11 protein-coding genes and 1 tRNA gene are annotated in these 18,156 nt (G+C 66.3%); 10 read left to right on the top strand and 2 right to left on the bottom strand.

Going from position 1 to position 18,156, the window contains the following annotated elements; translation table 11 throughout:
• The first annotated feature begins 293 nt into the window (after positions 1-293).
• The 6 genes from C3Y92_RS07055 to C3Y92_RS07030 all read left to right on the top strand — a co-directional run bounded on the left by C3Y92_RS07055 (position 294) and on the right by C3Y92_RS07030 (position 10,826).
• A complete protein-coding gene (locus tag C3Y92_RS07055; protein WP_129351111.1) occupies positions 294-4,793 on the top strand; it encodes a response regulator in 4,500 nt (1,499 codons plus the stop codon).
• Positions 4,790-5,914: a response regulator gene (locus tag C3Y92_RS07050; protein ID WP_129351109.1), complete on the top strand. Its 1,125-nt coding sequence runs from the start codon at positions 4,790-4,792 to the stop codon at positions 5,912-5,914. Before C3Y92_RS07055 ends, C3Y92_RS07050 begins: the two co-directional genes overlap by 4 nt.
• Positions 5,904-7,052: a hybrid sensor histidine kinase/response regulator gene (locus C3Y92_RS07045; protein WP_129351107.1), complete on the top strand. Its 1,149-nt coding sequence runs from the start codon at positions 5,904-5,906 to the stop codon at positions 7,050-7,052. Before C3Y92_RS07050 ends, C3Y92_RS07045 begins: the two co-directional genes overlap by 11 nt.
• 235 nt (positions 7,053-7,287) lie before the next feature.
• Positions 7,288-8,049, top strand: coding sequence for a 4Fe-4S dicluster domain-containing protein (locus tag C3Y92_RS07040; protein ID WP_129351105.1), 762 nt, complete (start codon positions 7,288-7,290; stop codon positions 8,047-8,049).
• A 24-nt stretch (positions 8,050-8,073) separates the two neighbouring features.
• Positions 8,074-10,191: an aldehyde ferredoxin oxidoreductase gene (locus C3Y92_RS07035; protein WP_129351103.1), complete on the top strand. Its 2,118-nt coding sequence runs from the start codon at positions 8,074-8,076 to the stop codon at positions 10,189-10,191.
• Entirely contained in the window at positions 10,188-10,826 is a 639-nt protein-coding gene (locus C3Y92_RS07030; RefSeq protein ID WP_235669640.1) for a hypothetical protein, read from the top strand. The genes C3Y92_RS07035 and C3Y92_RS07030 overlap by 4 nt, the downstream gene beginning before the upstream one ends.
• Positions 10,827-11,014: 188 nt before the next feature.
• Here C3Y92_RS07030 and C3Y92_RS07025 read toward each other — a convergent pair whose 3' ends face one another.
• Complete coding sequence (locus C3Y92_RS07025) at positions 11,015-12,280, bottom strand: Hsp70 family protein (RefSeq protein WP_235669639.1); 1,266 nt, start codon at positions 12,278-12,280, stop codon at positions 11,015-11,017.
• A gap of 462 nt (positions 12,281-12,742) precedes the next feature.
• Here C3Y92_RS07025 and C3Y92_RS07020 point away from each other — a divergent pair, with 462 nt between their 5' ends.
• Positions 12,743-14,671 carry an autotransporter outer membrane beta-barrel domain-containing protein gene (locus C3Y92_RS07020; RefSeq protein WP_129351099.1) on the top strand — a complete coding sequence of 643 codons (1,929 nt, stop codon included), beginning with the start codon at positions 12,743-12,745 and terminating at the stop codon, positions 14,669-14,671.
• Positions 14,672-14,747: 76 nt separating this feature from the next.
• The gene (locus C3Y92_RS07015; RefSeq protein ID WP_129351097.1) at positions 14,748-15,785 is read left to right on the top strand and encodes an HAD family hydrolase; all 1,038 of its coding nucleotides are present in this window, start codon (positions 14,748-14,750) and stop codon (positions 15,783-15,785) included.
• A gap of 112 nt (positions 15,786-15,897) precedes the next feature.
• Here C3Y92_RS07015 and C3Y92_RS07010 read toward each other — a convergent pair.
• A tRNA-Arg gene (locus C3Y92_RS07010) sits at positions 15,898-15,974 on the bottom strand.
• Between the two features lie 114 nt (positions 15,975-16,088).
• On the opposite strand from C3Y92_RS07010, the gene C3Y92_RS07005 reads away from it, so the two are divergent.
• Positions 16,089-16,871: a 3',5'-cyclic-nucleotide phosphodiesterase gene (locus tag C3Y92_RS07005; RefSeq protein WP_129351093.1), complete on the top strand. Its 783-nt coding sequence runs from the start codon at positions 16,089-16,091 to the stop codon at positions 16,869-16,871.
• Positions 16,813-18,138, top strand: coding sequence for a bifunctional folylpolyglutamate synthase/dihydrofolate synthase (locus C3Y92_RS07000; RefSeq protein ID WP_408021673.1), 1,326 nt, complete (start codon positions 16,813-16,815; stop codon positions 18,136-18,138). Before C3Y92_RS07005 ends, C3Y92_RS07000 begins: the two co-directional genes overlap by 59 nt.
• Positions 18,139-18,156: the final 18 nt, after the last annotated feature.

Here is an 18,156-nt window from a genome sequence, read left to right as displayed (position 1 = left end):
CTCCTACAAGTTAGAATAATGACACACACCAATCGTCCCGTAAAACCCCGGAAGCATCCGCCCTTCCCGATGCTCCAGACACAGAGGAGCGACACCGGAGACGATTCCAAAACCGGCCAGCCAGAAAAAATCTCCGGGCCAAAGCAAAGCCCGTCCAGGGCGATTTCGCTCCTGCTAGCGCTGCTCCGGCAAGAGCCGCCTTAATATTCGTTTCCCTTTTTGATTTGACGTTTGGTGCTATTCCCGGCAAATAGTTTACGGAATGCTCCGTCCACGCCATCCAAAGGTTTTCCATGACGCCCACCCTTCGCCGAGTGACCATTCTGGCCGCTTGCCTGCTCTTGCCTCTGGCGGCGGCTTTTGTCAGCCTGCACGTGGCGAGGTCCGTCATTTTCGACAAACATCGCCACGCGCTGCAAGAGTCGGCCAAACGCCTGCATTTCGCCCTAGTCGATAAGACCATCGACAGCCAGCTCATCGGCGCGACCAGCCTGCTCGGCCTGATCCAACCCACCGTGAAACTCGCCGTTCGCGGCACGCCCCTGACCGAAAGCGACCGCAGCGAACTGCACAACGTCCTGGACCCCCTGCGCCGCCAATACGCGGCCGAAGGGACTTATCTCATCGAAGCTGGCGGCGTCATCCGCATCCACGACACCGAGGGGGCCACCTCCGAAGGACTCAACGTCGCCTTTCGGCCCTACTTCCAACAGGCCATGGCCGGCCGGCCCAACATCTACGCCGCCGTGGGCAAGCAGTCCCAGGAACGCGGCCTCTACTACGCCGCGCCGGTGCGCGACGGCGCGCTGCCCGCCTCCCCGGTCATCGGCGTCATCATGACCAAGATCGGCGCGGCCTTCCTCGACGCCCTCCTGGCCGGCTCCGGCAGCCAGGCCGCGCTGCTCTCGCCCGAAGGCGTGGTGTTTGCCGCCACGCGCCCCGGGTGGCTCTACGCCGTGGCCACAGGGGCCACGGAAGGCAAACCGGCCGCCATGGACCGCGTCAGCCGCTTTGGCGACGTGTTCAAAGGACGCCAGGCGGCTGCGCTTCCCTTCTCGCCCGATCAGGACACCGCCGTCATCGCCGGCGACACTTGGAGCCTGGCGTCCCAGTCCGTGAACTGGGACGACCCCGAAGGGGCCTGGACCCTGGTGGTGCTTCAGGATACCGCCACGTGGTTCCCGCCGGCCGACCGGCTGCTCACGGCCGGTCTGGCCGCCGCCGGAACGCTGCTGGTCTGTCTGACCCTCGTCGCCCTGGACCGGGTCCGGCGACGCCGGGCCAGGGCGGCGGCCCGGTTCCGCACCCTTGGCGTGGCCATGGAGGTCAGTCCCCTGGCCGTGGTCGTCACCGACCGCAAGACCCGCATCCGCTGGGTCAACCCCCAGTTCGAGCGGGTGACCCAGTACAGCCTGGCCGAGGTCAAACGGCGCGATCCCAACATCCTGGCCAGCGGCGCGACTCCCCGGGAAGTCTACGACGAGATGCGCCGGGCTCTTCGCGCCGGCCAGCCCTGGAGCGGCGAATTCGTCAACCGCCGCAAGGACGGCTCCCATTACCATGCCCGGGTGGCCATCTCTCCGGTAAACGACGCCAAGGGCAACCTGCTGGGCTACGTCGGCTTGCAGGAGGACGTCAGCGAATACAAACGTCTGCTGTCGCGCATGGAATCGCAACTGCGCCTGGAGGCGGGGCTGACGCATTTCGCCGCGTCGTTTAAAAACGAATTCGACCCTGGCCGGCTGGCGGCCTTGGCCTTAGGCGAGCTGGTCCGGTTTTTGTCCCTGCCCTACGCCGCCGTCCATGTCCGCTGCAGCGCGTCCGGCGCCCAGGTCCTGGCCCGGTTTGGCGGCGACCGGCCGCCCGGCGGCGACGTTCCCGAAACCTGTCGTCCCCTGGTCGATGACGTCATCGCCTCGGGTCGGCCTTTTTCCCTGCGCGACCTGCCCGAAACGGCCAGCGTTGCCCTGGCCGGCGGCGCGGCCGGGCTGACGGAAATCCGGCTGCTGCCCCTGGGCGACGGCCAGTCGGCCGTGGGGGCGCTGGAGATCGGCCTGCTGCGGGAACTGTCCGAGGCCGACCAGCGCTATCTGGACAAGGCCCGGGCCGAACTGGCCCTGGCCCTCAAGCTCGCCCTGGACATCGGCGAACGTGTCCGGGCCCAGCAGGCCCTGGCCGACCAGAACGCCTTCCAACAGGTGCTTCTCGACACCATTCCCAATCCCGTCTTTTACAAAGGCGCGGACACCCGCTTTATGGGTTTCAACCGGGCCTACGAGGAGACTTTTGGCGTGCGCCGCGAGGAACTTGTCGGCAAACGTGTCCTGGACCTCGACTATCTGCCCGAAGAGGACCGGCGGGCCTACCAGCGCGAGGACGAAGAGGCCATCGCCGCCGGCGGCTCGGTGCGCCGGGAAATGCGCATCCCCTTTGCCGACGGGGTGATGCACGAGACCCTCTACTACGTTTCGGGCTTTCGCCGGGCCGACGGCAGCCCCGGCGGTCTGGTCGGCACCTTCGTGGACATCAGCGAGCAAAAAGCCGTGGAGCGGGCTCTGGCCGCGGCCAAGGAGGCCGCCGTGGAGGCCACCCTGCTCAAATCCGACTTCCTGGCCAACATGAGCCACGAAATCCGCACGCCCATGAACGCCATCGTGGGCCTGTCCCATCTGGCCCTGACCACCGAGCTGACCCCCCGCCAGCGCGACTACATGGGCAAGATCCAGCAGGCCAGCCAGCATCTGCTCGGCATCATCAACGACATCCTGGATTTCTCCAAAATCGAGGCCGGCAAGCTGTCCATCGAACGCACCGACTTCGACCTGTCGGCGGTGCTTGAAAACGTGGCCGCGCTGATCCGGGAAAAGGCCGAAGCCAAGGGGCTGGAGCTGCTGTTCGACGTGGCCGCCGACGTGCCCCAGGACCTTGTGGGCGACCCGCTGCGCCTGGGGCAGATCCTGGTCAACTACGCCAACAACGCCGTCAAGTTCACCGAGGCCGGCGAGGTGGGCATCCGGGTGCGGCTGGTCGCCGAAGACGACGGCGAGGCGGCCCTGCGCTTCGAGGTGCGCGACACCGGCATCGGCCTGACCCAGGAGCAGATCGCCCGGCTGTTTCAAAGCTTTTCCCAGGCCGACGCCTCCACCACCCGCCGTTTTGGCGGTACGGGCCTGGGACTGGCCATCTCCAAGCGTTTGGCCGAACTCATGGGCGGCGAGGTCGGCGTGGACTCGACCCCGGGGGCGGGTTCGACCTTCTGGTTCACGGCGCGGCTGCGCAAAAGCCGCAAACGCCACCGCGTCCTTTTGCCCGACCCGGACCTGCGCGGCCGGCGCGTCCTGGTGGTGGACGACAACGAAAGCGCCCGCACGGTGCTCACCGACATGCTGGCCGCCATGAGCTTTTCCGTGGAGGCCGCCGCTTCGGGCCAGGAAGCCCTAAACGCCCTGGAAGCGGCCCGGAACAAGAACCAGCCCTTCGAGGTCGTGCTGCTCGACTGGCAGATGCCCGGCATGGACGGCCTAGAAACCGCCGAGCGCATTCGCGCCCGATACAATGCGCCGCCGCCGCACCTGATCATGGTCACGGCTTTTGGCCGCGAGGAGGTCCTGCGCGGGGCCGAGGACGGCGGCTTCGAGACCGTGCTGCTCAAGCCCGTGACCCCGTCCCTGCTTTTTGACACCCTCATGCGCGCCCTGGGCGGCTTTCACGAGGAACGGCGGCAGGCCCCGGACGGGCAGGCCGGACAGGCCGGCCACCCAGGCCAGGGCCGGCTGCTTGTGGTGGAAGACAACGAGGTCAACCAGCAGGTGGCCCGGGAGCTGCTCACCCAGGCCGGCTACACCGTGGACGTGGCCGAAAACGGCGAGGTCGCCTTGGAGATGGTGCAGCGCACGCCCTACGACCTCGTTTTCATGGACATGCAGATGCCGGTCATGGACGGCCTGGCCGCCACCATCGCCATCCGCAAGCTGCCCGGATTGAAGACCCTGCCCATCGTGGCCATGACCGCCAACGCCATGCGCCAGGACCGGGAAAAATGCCTGGCTGCCGGCATGAACGATTTTGTGGCCAAACCCATTGATCCCCAGGCCCTATTTGCCGTGTTGACTGCCCGGATCGCGCTGAGAGCCGGACAGGACACGGCGGTCCAGGCGGCCGCGCCCCCGCAGCCCGCCCAAGCCCTGGACGGCATCGACGTCGCCGCCGGCCTTGGCCGGGTCGGCGGCAACGCCGCCCTCTACGACCGGTTGCTCGACAAGATGAGCCAGGATTTCCCGGCCGTGCCCGAGCGCATCCGGGCCGCCTTGACGGCCGGCGACCATGCGGCGGCGGAAATCGCGGCCCATTCCGTCAAAGGCGCGGCCGGCAACGTGGGGGCCGACGAGCTGGCCCGTACGGCCGGCGAGCTGGAAAAGGCCCTGCGCCAGGGCGACGACGACGCGGCCCAGGCGGCCTTGCCGGCCTTCACCGAGGCCGTGGACCGCTTCGCCCGGGCCGTGGCCGGGCGGGAAAGGCCCGCCCCCCCACCCCAGGCCGCGTCGCCGGCCCCGGCCGAGGGGGGCTGCGCCGCCGACGCCCTGGCCCTCCTGGGCGGCCTCATCCCCCACTTGGAAGCCAGAAAGCCCAAGCCCTGCGCCAAAATTATGGAAACCTTGCTGGCCATGCCCTGCGGCGAGGCGCTGCAGGCAGACATCCAGGCCCTGGAAACCCTCATTCGGGGCTACAAGTTTCCCCAGGCCCTGGAACGCGTACGCGCCTTGCTGGCCGCCCAGGCCCCGGAGGCCTCATGAAACCCTTGGCCGAATGCCTGATCCTGCTGGTGGATGACACGGAAACCAACCTGGACATCCTAGTGGACGCCCTGGGCGAGGACTATGACGTGGCCGTGGCCACCGACGGCCCGTCCGCCCTGGCCCTGGCCAGGGAGCAAACGCCCGACCTGATTCTTTTAGACATCATGATGCCCGGCATGGACGGCTACGAGGTCTGCCGCCGGCTCATGGCCGATCCGGCCACGGCGGACACGCCCGTCATCTTCCTCACGGCGCTCACCGACGTGGCCGACAAGACGCGCGGCTTTGCCGCCGGCGGCGTGGACTACGTGACCAAGCCCTTTGAGCCGGCGGAAATCAAAGCCCGGGCGCGCACCCATCTGTCCCTGCGCCTGGCCCGCCAGGAGCTGGCCCGGCAAAACGAGATCCTGGAGGAAAAAGTCCGGGAACGCACCCGCGAACTGGCCCTAACCCAGGACGCCATCATCGAGGCCATGGCCGGGCTGGCCGAATACCGCGACCCAGAAACCGGCGCGCACATCAAGCGCACCCGCAACTATGTGCGCGTGCTGGCCGAGAAACTGCGGGGAGAACCCGGGTACGACGGCTATTTCACGGACGAGATTATTGATCTGCTCTACAAGTCCGCGCCGCTGCACGACATCGGCAAGGTCGGCGTGCGCGACGACATCCTGCTCAAGCCCGGCCCCCTCACCGACGCCGAATTCGCGGTCATGCGCCGCCACACCGTCTACGGCCGCGACGCCATCCAGGCCGCCGCCAAAAACCTCGGCGACAACTCGTTTTTGCGCCTGGCCCAGGAGATCGCCTACACCCACCAGGAACGTTGGGACGGCACAGGCTACCCCCAGGGGCTGGCCGGGGAGGCCATCCCCATTCCCGGCCGGCTCATGGCCATCGCCGACGTCTACGACGCGCTCATTAGCCGGCGCGTCTACAAAGCCCCCTTCACCCACGCCCAGGCCGTGGCCGTCATCCGCGACGGCCACGGCAGCCATTTCGATCCGGCCATGGTCGACGCCTTCCTGGACGTTCAGGAAACCTTTAGGCAGATTGCCCTCAAATTTACCGAGAGCGACGAAGAACGCCAGGCGCTGGAGCAGCCCTATGTGGCCTGATTGCGACAAGACGGTGATCGACATGGTACGCGACGCCAAACAAACCATTCTCATCGTGGACGACGTGGAAACCGACGTCGATACCCTGGTCGAAACCCTCGGCGACGACTACGAGATCGCCGTGGCCCTGGACGGCCCCACGGCCCTGGAAAGCCTGGCCCCCAATCCGCCCGACCTCATCCTCCTCGACATCCTCATGCCAGGCATGGACGGCTACGAGGTCTGCCGTCGCCTCAAGGCCGATCCGGCCACCGCCGCCATCCCCGTCATTTTCCTGACCGCCCTGACGGAAGTGCAGGAAAAGGTCACGGGCTTCGCCCTGGGGGCGGTGGACTACATCACCAAGCCCTTCGACATCCAGGAGGTCAAGGCCCGGGTCACGACCCATCTGGCGCTGAAGGCGGCCATGGAGCAGTTGGCCCGCCAAAACACGCTCTTGGCCGAGGCGGCGCGCCTGCGCGAGGACGTGGAGCGCATCACCCACCACGATCTCAAAGGACCCCTTGGCGTCATCCTGTCCCTGCCCCAGCTCATCGCCGTCGGCGGCAATCTGACCGGGGAGCAGGCCGGCTACCTGGAAGACATCGAAGAAGCCGGCTACCAGATGCTCAACATGGTCAACCTGTCCCTGGGCCTGCTCAAGATGGAACAGGGCGTTTATGAATTGTCGCCCAGGCTGGTGGACATCGTGCGGGTGATCGGCAAGGTCGTGGCGGAACTGGCTTCCCTGCGCCGCGCCCGGGGCGTGTCCGTGGAGCTGCGCCGGGAGGGAACTCCCCTGACGTCGGACGTCGCCGTGCACGTGGTTGGCGAGGAGCTTTTATGCCACTCCATGCTCTCCAACCTGGTCAAAAACGCCATTGAACACTCTCCGGCCGGCGGCCGGGTGGACATCGACATCGCCCCGGCCAAGGACGGCTTCCGCGCCCTTGCCCTTCGCAACCTCGGCGAAACCGATCCCGGCTTTCGGGAACGGTTTTTCGAGAAATACGCCACCCACGGCAAGCCCGGCGGCACAGGCCTTGGCACCTATTCGGCCCGGCTCATGGCCAGGACCATGGGCGGCGATCTGCTGCTCGACGCCGCAACGCCCGGAGAGACCACCCTGGCGCTGTGCCTGCCCGCGCCCCGGACCTGACGCGCCTCCCCCGCCCCAAGGCGGTTTTCAAAAGCGCCGCGCGGACACCTGGTCCGGCGCGACCGTCAACGAACGGCGGGGGGCGCATCGCCATCGCCGGAAACCTCTCCCTGTGCAGGCGGGTACAGCGGCCTAGACGCCCCCGGAAAAGCGTTTTATGACCTTTGCCAGGGCCGACTCGCCATAGCGCGTGCGGCCGCCCCAGGGCCGGGGCGCTGACTCCGGGAGGCGCGACATGGACAACAAACGCGGCATCTCGTCGGAATGGATCGGACAGGCGGCCAAGGCCACCGGATGGGAGGCCGAGCTGACCCGACGGGGATTTCTCAAGCTCTCCGCCTGCGCGCTGACCAGTCTGGCCTTCCTGGGCCTTGGCGAGGCCTATGGCGAAAACGCCCCGCTGGTGATCCTGGACAGCGCCCAGGGCGTCATCCTGGCCGATCCCACCCGCTGCGTGGCCTGCGGCCGGTGCGAACTGGCCTGCACGGAATATAACGACGGCCGGGCCCAGCCGTCGTTGGCCCGCATCAAGATCGCCCGGGCCGTCAATTTCGGCCCAACCGGCCCCACCGGCGGCCAGGCCATGCACGGAGACTGGGGCGACGGGCTGGTGATCCAGGGCGTGTGCCGCCAGTGTCCCCATCCCGTGCCCTGCGCCACGGCCTGTCCTCAAAACGCCATCATCGCCGACACCAAAACCGGGGCCCGGGTGGTCGACGCCGCCCGGTGCGTGGGCTGCCGGCTGTGCCAGCAGGCCTGCCCCTGGGGCATGTTGTCCTTTGACGAGGAGGCCGGGGTGGCCGCCAAATGCACCCTGTGCCATGGCAAGCCCAAATGCGTGGAAGCCTGTCCGGCGGCGGCCCTGCGCTACGTGCCCTGGCGCGACCTCACCCGCGACGGCAGCCCGACCCGGCCCGCCCTGTCCGTCGTCTCCCCGGAGACGGCCAAGGCCTGCCTGGACTGCCATGTCCCGGCCGGCGCCAAGGCCGGAAAATAACCCTTCACCGGGAAGGAGTTCGTCATGGCCCCAGGCAGCGGCGGGTTTGTCGGCAAGGTCCTGCGCGTGGATCTCTCCACCGGCAAGATCACCACCGAGGAGACCGGCGAGCGCTACGCGGCCCTGCTCGGCGGGGCCGGCATCGGCTACCGGGTGCTCTGGGACGAGGTCCCGGCCGGGACCGGCCCCTTTGACGCGGCCAACAAGCTCGTCTTCGCCACCGGCCCCCTTGTCGGCACGAGCGTGCCTTGCAACGGCCGGGCCACCATCACCACGCTTTTTCCCACCTGCTGGCCCAAGCCGCTGGTCGGCTCGGGGCACATGGGCGGGCATTTCGCGGCCAAGCTCAAATATGCCGGCTACGACGCCCTGATCGTGGAAGGCAAAGCCGACAAACCGGTGTGGCTCATGATCCGCGACGCCCGAGTGGAGATCCGCGACGCCCGGCGCTTGTGGGGTACGGGCATCCGCCGGACCACCTTGGCCATAAGCCAGGAGCTGGGGCCGGACTGCGTGGTGGCGGCCATCGGCCAGGCCGGGGAAAACCTGGCTCCCATGGGCATGGTGATCAATTCCGTATCCCACTCGGCCGGCGGCGTGGGCGGAATCATGGGCGGCAAGAACCTCAAGGCCGTGGCCGTGCAAGGCAGCGGCGCGGTGCGCATCGCCGGGGACAAGGACGCCTGGGAGGCCCTGGTCAAGTTCCACCTCTCCATCCTTGGCGCCAACAACCAGCACATTGTCCCAAGCTTCCCCACGCCCCAGGCCGAATACTACAATCCGGCCTCGCGCTGGATCGGTCAGCCCGGCAAGCGATGGGGGGCGGCCAGACCGCCCGTCGAGATCACCGGCGACATCCACGACCCGAACAGCATCGCCTTTCGCACCAACAGCGCGGCCTATTTCCTGGGCGACGAGGCCTGGAAATACACCGTGCGCGGCAACGGCTGCACGGCCTGCCCCATCCGCTGCCACACCATGCTCAAGATGCCGTCGGTGACGGCCAAATACGGCATTCCGGACACGGGCCAAAACACCTGCGTGGCGCTCATGTTCGGACGCTCGTTTTTCAAGCAATTGGCCGGGGTCAAAAACAGCGAGGCCGCCATGGAGGCCTGCATGGTGGGCATGCATCTGGCCGACGACCTAGGCCTGTGGTCCAACTACGGCCAGCTGCAACGCGACCTGCGCAAGCTCTACGAAGGCGGCTATCTCAAGGCCCGGCTCGGGTCCAAGGAATACGCCTCCATCCCCTGGGACAAGTACGACCGCGCCGATCCGGCCTTCCTGCTCGACCTGCTGCCCCGCATCGCCAACCGCCAGGGCGAACTCGGGGACGTGCTCAGTCGCGGCACGGGCGCGATCTTCGACCACTGGTCCATCCCGGAATCGGAATGGGCCCAGGACCACACGACGACCTACTGGAAGATGGGCCATGCCAAGCACCACGCCAACGAGGACGACGGCCAGTGCGGGGTGATCATCAACACCCAGTACAACCGCGACGCCCAGTGCCACTCCCACACGAACTTCGTGCGAAACGGCCTGCCCCTGGAGGTGCAAAAACAACTGGCCGCCGCCATCTGGGGGTCCCCCGACGCCCTGGACGCGCCGGGAGACTACACGCCGGCCAACGTGCACAAAGCCAAACGGGCCAAGTGGTCGCTTTTGCGCAAGGAACTGCACGACGCCCTTGGGGTGTGCAACTGGATGGGGCCCTGGGCGGCTTCTCCCCTTCGCGAGCGCGGCTATGCCGGGGACGACAGCCTGGAGTCGAAGTTGTTGAGCCTGGCCACCGGCCAGACCATGGACCGGGAAGCGCTGGACCGGGTGGCGGAGCGCATCTTCACCCTGCACCGGGCCCTGACCATTCGGGACATGGGGCGGGTGGACATGCGCGCCGCCCACGACGTTGTGCCGCCCTGGGTCTTCGAGGACCCCAGTGGCGCGGCGGCCCTGACCAAGGGAACCATCCGCATGGACCCGGCCGACATCGCCCAGGCCATGGACTATTTCTACGAGGTCATGGGCTGGGAGAAAACAACTGGAGCGCCGAGCCAGGCGCGCTACGCCGAACTGGGCCTGGCGGACGTGGGCGAAACCCTGGCCGCCGCCAGGCTCACGCCCGAGGCCGCCAAGTGAGCGCGGCAGGCACACCCGACGCGGCCGACCGGCCCGATCCGACCGGGCTACCTGATCCGGCCGGGCTGGCCGAGCCAGCCAAAGAAGCCGATCTGTCCCGGGCGATTCTGGAGATTATCCGGGAAGCCGGCGGCGAACCTCGGCTGATCGCTGTGCAGGACATCCTGGAAGGGCTGCGGGAGCGCGGCTTGGCCGAACACCTGGAAACGTCGCCGCCAGACGATCCATGCACGGCGCTGGCCGCCATCGTCGCGGACTTGCCCGAAATCGCGTCCTTGGCCAGCCGGTCCGGCCAGACCCTCTACCACGACCCGGCCCGGCTCAGTCGCAGCTACGCCCGGTTGCTGGACAACCAGGACGCCCCGGACAGGCTTTTGGCCGAGGCCATACGTTCACACTCCCGGGACTACCCGCGCCCCGTGCCGGTCGAACTCTTCGAGAAGCCGCCCTTCGATCTCGCCTCGTCTGACGTCGCCGCCATCCTCGACGCCATGGCCGTCAAGCCACAATTTCAGGACATCGCGACCATCAGGACGTCCACGGGAACGGTGTACCTGTTTTCGAGCCTCTATCTGCCCCGCGCTCATGCGGCCTTCCTGGCCCAACAGGATGCAACGCTTTCCATGAACCCGTAAGCCCCCGCCTGACGCTAGTGTCGCGTCCCTTAAAAAGTACGATAGTTTTTTTAAGAAAATCAGACGGTTTTAGCTCATTGACGACAAAAAACCATATGCGCTTTTCGCGGACGCGACAGGAGACGGCGTCCCGACAAGGCGCAGGGCCTGCACCGCGCCCTTAAGGCGTGCCGGACGCCGGGCCGGATTTATGGCCCGAACTTCCTGCCGGCATCCAGAGCCAGCCCGATGCCCACACTGCCGAACCGACTCCCTTCCACCAAGCGGGCAGCAGGCACGGTCTGGCGACAGGCTTGGGCGATGCACGGGATGGCGGTGCTGCCGCCCGTCATGAAAAGCGTCTCAATGGCCGAGGCCGGGACGCCGGCAAGGGTGAGGCATTCGTTTATTTTCAACACGATGCTTGCTGTTTCAGGCGCAATGTCGGACTCGAATGGCTGGCGACGCAGGGAAGCTTCCAGCCCTTTCTCCACGTAATTCAAGGAAATCGAGGCGGCATCCTGCTGCGAAAGCGCGATTTTCGCGGCTTCGACATCGCCGGCCAGACGATGACCTTCCTGGCGCTCAATGATCCTGACCAGCCTGTCGACCAAATCTTGGCGCTGGGCATGATACTTGATGTTCTTGACCCCTTGCAAGGCCCTGTTGTTATACAAAAACACGATCTTGTGCCAAGTCGCCAGCTCGCGATAGTACATTGGCGGCAAGTCCAGAATGGGATCGCCGGGATGCAGGCTCCTGGTCTGCGTCCTGTAGCCGAAAAGCGGCATCACCTGCTCAAGGCTCAGTTTCAGGTCCAAATCGGTTCCGCCGACATGCACGCCTGTGTTGGCCAGGATGTCCTGCTTGCGGTCGGCCTTGCCCCGCCTGTCCGGCGACACCCTGACAACGGAAAAATCCGACGTTCCGCCGCCGATATCGACAATGAGGGCGAGTTCTTCCTGCTTTACCGACTGCTCGTAATCCAAGGCGGCCGCAATGGGTTCGTACTGGAAAAGCACCTCGCGAAAACCGGCTTTCCTGGCGATTTCTTCCAGATGCGCCTGGGCCAGGACGTCGGCCTGCTCGTCGGCGTCCACAAACCGGACAGGCCTTCCCATGACGACGCGGTCCACGTCATGGCCGACAGCGGTTTCCGCCGTTGCCTTCAAATGCCGCACAAAGGTGACAATGATATCCTTGAAGGCGATATTCTTGTACCCCACTTCCGTTGATTCGTTGACCAGCGAGCTACCCAGTATGCTTTTGAGCGAACGCAGCAACCGGCCTTCGCAGCCGTCCATGTAAAACGCTATTGCTTCATTGCCAAAGCGCACGGCATCTTCTTCCGTGTCATAAAAAATGGCGCTGGGGATCGTCTGTTTCCCGTCCTCCAACGCGACGAGGCAAGACAATCCGTCCTTCAACAAACCAACAGCGGAATTTGATGTTCCAAAGTCAATGCCAAGAGCCACAGACTCACCTTCTCCGTAAACGTTTCGGGCCGACAGCTGCCCCAGGCAGCGCCGGCCCATGCCCGTCAGACCGACAACAAAGCAAGACCCCGTTGGCCTTTCGCCAAAAGGATCATTTTTCGATGATATTTCGTGGGATTGCTTTATGTGACGAGGTCATGCCCGTGGCCTGTCAAGCACACGGCCCCGCCTTAAACGACAACTCGGCAAACAGCTTCCGAACAAAGAAAAATGCCCCAAACGCCTTGAGAAGTCAAACACCCGAACGCCATTCCCCAGAACACACGCGCCCCCGACCACAATGCGCCAATTCATAGCCGCAGTGGAACTCGACGACGCTATCCGGGAGGCTGGCCTGATTGATAACGTACAGTTTTTGTGTGACAATCAAAAACAGCAGGCGACAAGTCGCATGTCCTTTCGCAAGACGGACTTCACCAATCACTTTCCAGGGAAGTGCCCATGTCAAAAGTGCTGCATCTTGTGCTTCTTGCCGCCCTGCTCGCCCTCGTCGCGCCTCGCCCGGCCGACGCCGCAGGGGCGTTCAATCAGTTTGTCGGCCTTGGCGACAGCACTCTGGACAGCGGCTATTTTCGCTATACGTCCACGGGAAACGCGACCGCCGACGCCATGGTCGCCGCCGCCATCGCCGGCGGAGCCCAGGGCGGATGGGCCGGCCCCGGGATCATGACCACCACGTTCTTGGCGGGCCGGTTCGGCCTCTCCGCCGAGCCGGTCAGCATCGGCGGCACCAATTTCGGCAACGGCAGCGCCTATACGGCACCCCTGAGCGCCACGGCCGGCGGCACGACGGCTCCCGGTGGCCTGCCCGGCAACGTGACCGCCACCGAGCAGATCGCTTGCCTCCTGGCCGCCAACGGGGGCGCCGCCAACACCCAGGCGCTCTATGTCGTCAACAGCGGCAACAACGATCTGATCTTCGTGCAAAAACAGGGAGCCGACTGGATCGCCGCCAATCCGACCTTCCTCAACGGCGTGGCGGCCCAGTTCACGGCCAGCGTGGCCAGCTTGCAGGCGGCCGGAGCGCGCACCGTCATGGTGCCCAACACCTTTTACACCTCGACCCTGACCGGCCTGGGCGGCCTCGTCCCGGCCAGCAATGTTGACGAATACGCCCGCGCCGTGGCCTACGGAAACACCAAATGGTCGTACCTGACGGCGGCCGGCGTGCGGTACATCCCCGCCGACCTCACCAGCCTGTTCCAGTTCGTGGCCACCAATCCCACCCTGTTCGGGTTCACGCCGTCCTCGGTGCTGGCGGCCAACGCCCCGTCCCCGGTTGCCGCCATGGTGACCACCTGGGCCGACATCACGCCCGTCCAATTGGAAACATATCTGTTCATCGACGGCCATCACCTGACCACGGCCGGCCAAAAAATCGAGTCGGATTATGAAGCGAGCCTGATGACGGCCCCGAGCCTGATGTCCCTGCTGGCCGAACTCCCCATCCAGGGCGGCCTGGCCCGGACGGCCGTCATCCAGGGCCAGATCGATCTGACCGGGCAGCATCGCGGCCAGGCACGCGTCAACGTCTGGATCGGCGGCGGCGTCGGCTCGCTGGCGCTTCGAAACTTCTCCGGCTTTCCCGATGTCGCCGGCACGCCGTTTACCGGCTCGGCGGGCCTGGACTATCAGCTGCCCTGCGGCCTCATCGTCGGCGCGGCCTTCACCGCCGGGACCCAGACCCAGCAGTTTTCCATGGGCGGCGGGCACTTCGACCAGAACGACCAGACACTCAGCCTCTATTCCGCCTATCAGGCCGGCCCGGCCTGGGGCGATGTCGTGGCCTCCTACGGTTTCCTGCAGGACAAGATCGCCCGCGACGTGGCCTTGGGGCTTTTCACCGACAGCAACAGCGCCACGACCACGGGAACCACCCTGGGACTGGCTCTTCGCGCCGGGGGCGACATCCGCCTGGGGCAGGTGGTCACCGGTCCGGTGGCCGGGTTGGTGCTGCAGCAGGTGCGCATCCAGGGCTTTGCCGAATCGGGAACCAGCGGCGCGGCCACCGGCGGCAACGGTGTTGCGGCCCTGTCCTTTGGCCAGCAGATGCGCGATTCGGCCATAAGCCAGCTCGGCTGGCGCGCCGCCATCGAGGCCGGCGGCTGGCGGCCCTTCGTGGAAGCCAAATGGCACCACGAGCTGGTGGACCAGGCCGACCGCAAGGTCAAGGCCGCCCTGACCACGACCACGGCCCAGCCCTATTCCATGGCCGCCGCCCCGGTGAAAGCCGATTGGGGCACGGCCAGCCTGGGGACTTCCTATAAAATCAATGAGCGGGTGATGGTGCGCGGCGCGGCTTCAGCCATGGCCTTTGACGCCCAAACCGTCAGCTACGGCGGCGACCTGGGCCTCAGCGTCAGCTTTTAAGCATCCGCCTCTGACCGCCCCTTGGCGCTTCGGGCTTCTGGCCGTCGGCGGCCGGCTATGCAAACGGAGGGAGAGCATGACCAGACGACTGCCTGCGTGGCGAAACAGCGTTTCTTTCCTTCGGCCGGACCGCCTGATCGTCCTGGCCCTGTGCTGCCTGTTGCTTGTCGCCGCGACGGCCCTGGCCCAGACCGACCCCCTGCCCTCCTGGAACGAGGGGCCGGCCAAACAGGCGATCCTGGCCTTCGTGCGCGCGACCACCGACCCGTCGAACCCGAGCTATGTCCGGCCCGAGGCGCGCATCGCCACCTTTGACCAGGACGGCACGACCTGGGTCGAGCAGCCCATGTACACGCCCATGCTCTACTGTCTGGCCCGGCTGCGCGAGCTGGCCAAGGACAAGCCGGAGCTGGCCGGGGCCGAACCCTTCAAGTCCCTGCTGTCCGGCGGTCTGGAGCGCCTGGCCGACGCGTCCACCGACGACATCGTCAAGCTCTACGCCGCGACCATGACCGGCATGACCGTGGAGGAACTCGGCAACCAGGTGCGCCGGTGGCTGGATACGGCCCGGGATGCCCGCTGGGGGCGGCCCTACACCGAGCTTGTCTACCAGCCCATGCTGGAAGTGATGCAGCTCCTTCGCGCCCATGGCTACAAGACCTATTTCGTCACCGGCGGCGGCCAGGATTTTCTGCGCGCCTACGCCGAAAAGGTCTACGGCGTGCCGCCCGAACAGGTGGTCGGCACGCTCAACGCCACGAAATTCGGCTATGACGCCGCCGGCAAGGCGGTCCTCACCGAAGAGCCCAGGCTGTTGCTCAACAACGTCGGCCCGGGCAAGCCCCAGGGCATCCACCTCATGATCGGCCGCCATCCCCAGGCGGCCTTTGGCAATTCCGACGGGGACAAGGAAATGCTCGAATACGCCCAGGCCGGCGGCGGCGCGCGGCTTATGATGCTCGTGCGCCACGACGACGCCGAGCGGGAATATGCCTACGCCGCCCAGTCCAAGATCGGGACGTTCCCCGACTCCCTGCTGGCCGAAGCGGCCCAAAAAGGTTGGGTCGTCATCAGCATGAAACAGGATTGGAAGCGTATTTTTTCTTGGGAGTAGCGGGGAGCCTCGGTCAATCCTGCCTTTAGTGCCGCAACGGCACCGCCCAACAGCCAGAAATACCTTAACAAATCAAAAGGGGTTCCGAAAACGGAACCCCTTGATATTCTTCTGGCGCGCCCGCAGGGATTCGAACCCCGGGCCGTCTGCTTAGAAGGCAGATGCTCTATCCGACTGAGCTACGGGCGCGCGGCACGAAAACTAAACAAGCCGCCCCCTCCGGTCAAGGCCGGCCTTGACGAAAGGCTCCTTGCGGCTCACACTGGCAAATCCCGGGACATTGCCCGCCATAAGGAGACTGGCATGAAGCTGCGCGTGCTCGGATGCTCCGGCTCGGATCTGCCGGGGCACAACCTTACCTCGTTTTGCGTCAACGACACCATCCTCCTCGACGCCGGCTCCGTCACCTCCTCCCTGGACCTCGCCGCTCAGGCCAGGCTCGAACATATTTTCGTCAGCCACAGCCACCTCGACCACATCAAGGACATCCTGTTTCTGGCCGACAACCTCATCGAGTTCTTCGTCGCCGGCAGCCGGGCCCCAGTGGCCATCCACGGCCTGCCCGAAGTCCTCGACGCCATTTCCACCCACCTGCTAAACGACACCATCTGGCCCGACTTCACCGTCATCCCCACGGATTCGCCGGTTTTGACCTACGCTCCCATGACTCCGGGCGTACCCGTCGTCATCGGCGATCTCAGCGTCGCCGCCTATCCCGTCAATCACGCCAAAGCCGCCTCGGGCTTTGTCCTGTGGCAGGACGGCGGGGCGCGAAACCTCGCCTACACCGGCGACACCGGCCCGTGCGACGACTTCTGGAAGGCCATGGACGCCCTGCCCTTTGCGCTCAAAAATCTGATCACCGAGGCCTCGTTCCCGTCTTCCATGGAGGCCCTGGCCATGGCCTCCAAGCACCTGACCCCGAAGCTGTTGCGCGCCGAACTCGACAAACTGCGCGCCCGGCCGGACATCTTTATCTACCACTTAAAGGCTCCGTTCGCCGCCGTCATCGTGGACGAACTGGCCCGTGAACTGGCCGGCTACCACTACCGGCTCCTGCGAGAACATGACTGCATCGACTTCTGATTTTCCCGATTTCGCCGCCTTTGCGGCCTATCTCGACTCCCTGGGCCTTTTTCACATGGACCTCGGCCCCGGGCGGATGCGCGCGGCCCTGGCCGGGCTTCGCCTGGAGAGCCTGCCCCATCTGGCCGCCCAGGTGGTCGGCACCAACGGCAAGGGTTCCACGGCCGCCTTGCTGGCCGGCCTGCTCGCCGCCCACGGCCTGCCTACGGGGCTGTATCTGTCGCCCCATTTCGTCAGCGTGCGCGAGCGCATCCTCCTTGGCGGCAAGATGATCGCCGAAGAGGATTGGACCCGGGCGGCAAGCGCCGTCCAGGCCGCCGTGGCCGGTCGCGGCGAAGGCGGCCGGCTCACCTATTTCGAACTCCTGACCGCCATGGCCGTCTGGCTTTTTGCCGATCTCGGGGCCGAGGCCGCCGTCTATGAAGCGGGCCTTGGCGGGGCCGGCGACGCCACCACGGCCCTGCCCCGCGACCTGACCCTTTTCACGCCCATGGGTCTGGACCACGCCTCGGTCATCGGGCCGACCCTGGCCGACATCGCCGCTGACAAGGCCGGAGCACTCATCCCGGGCGGCCAAGCCGTCACCGGCCCCCAGCCGGCCGAGGCCGCCGCCGTGCTGCGCCGCGAAGCGCTCTCGCGCGGCACGCGGCTTTACGACGCGGCCGAACTGGCCGTCTACGATCCGTCGTCGCGCCAGGCCACGCTCCTTTTCCCCAAGCGCCTGGACGTGCCGGACGTGAAGCTGAGGCTTGCCGGGCCGCACCAGGCCCAAAACGCCGCCCTGGCCCTGGCCGGCTTCGCGCTGTGCGCCGAGGCCATGGGCATCGCCCCGGACCCCGAGGCCGTGCGCCGCGCCCTGGCCGAGACCTTCCTGCCCGGACGGCTCCATCTGCTGCGCCTGCCGGGCATGGCCCCGGCCCTGCTGCTCGACAGCGCCCACAACCTGCCGGCGCTAACCGCCCTGGAAGCCGCCCTCAAGGCCCTGCTCGTCTCGCCCACGGCCCTTATCTTCACCTGCCTTGCCGACAAGGACTTCGAGGCCATGGCGTCGATGACCGCCCGGCTGACCGCCGGCCCCATCTACGTGCCCGAGCTGCCGGGCGTGTCCCGGGCCCGGCCGGCGGCCGAGGTCGCCGCCCGCCTGGGGAAACGCGCCGTGCCCGTGGCCGGTCCGCGCGAGGCGCTGGCGGCCGTGGAAAAGCTTGACGGCACGGTGCTCGTGTGCGGCTCCATGTACCTCTTGGCCGCGCTGTTCGCCGACCGCTAAAATTGATCTCGGACCCGA

Source organism: Solidesulfovibrio carbinolicus (assembly GCF_004135975.1).
GTDB classification, from domain to species: Bacteria; Desulfobacterota; Desulfovibrionia; order Desulfovibrionales; family Desulfovibrionaceae; genus Solidesulfovibrio; species Solidesulfovibrio carbinolicus.
This window is presented reverse-complemented; position numbering and strand designations above follow the sequence as displayed.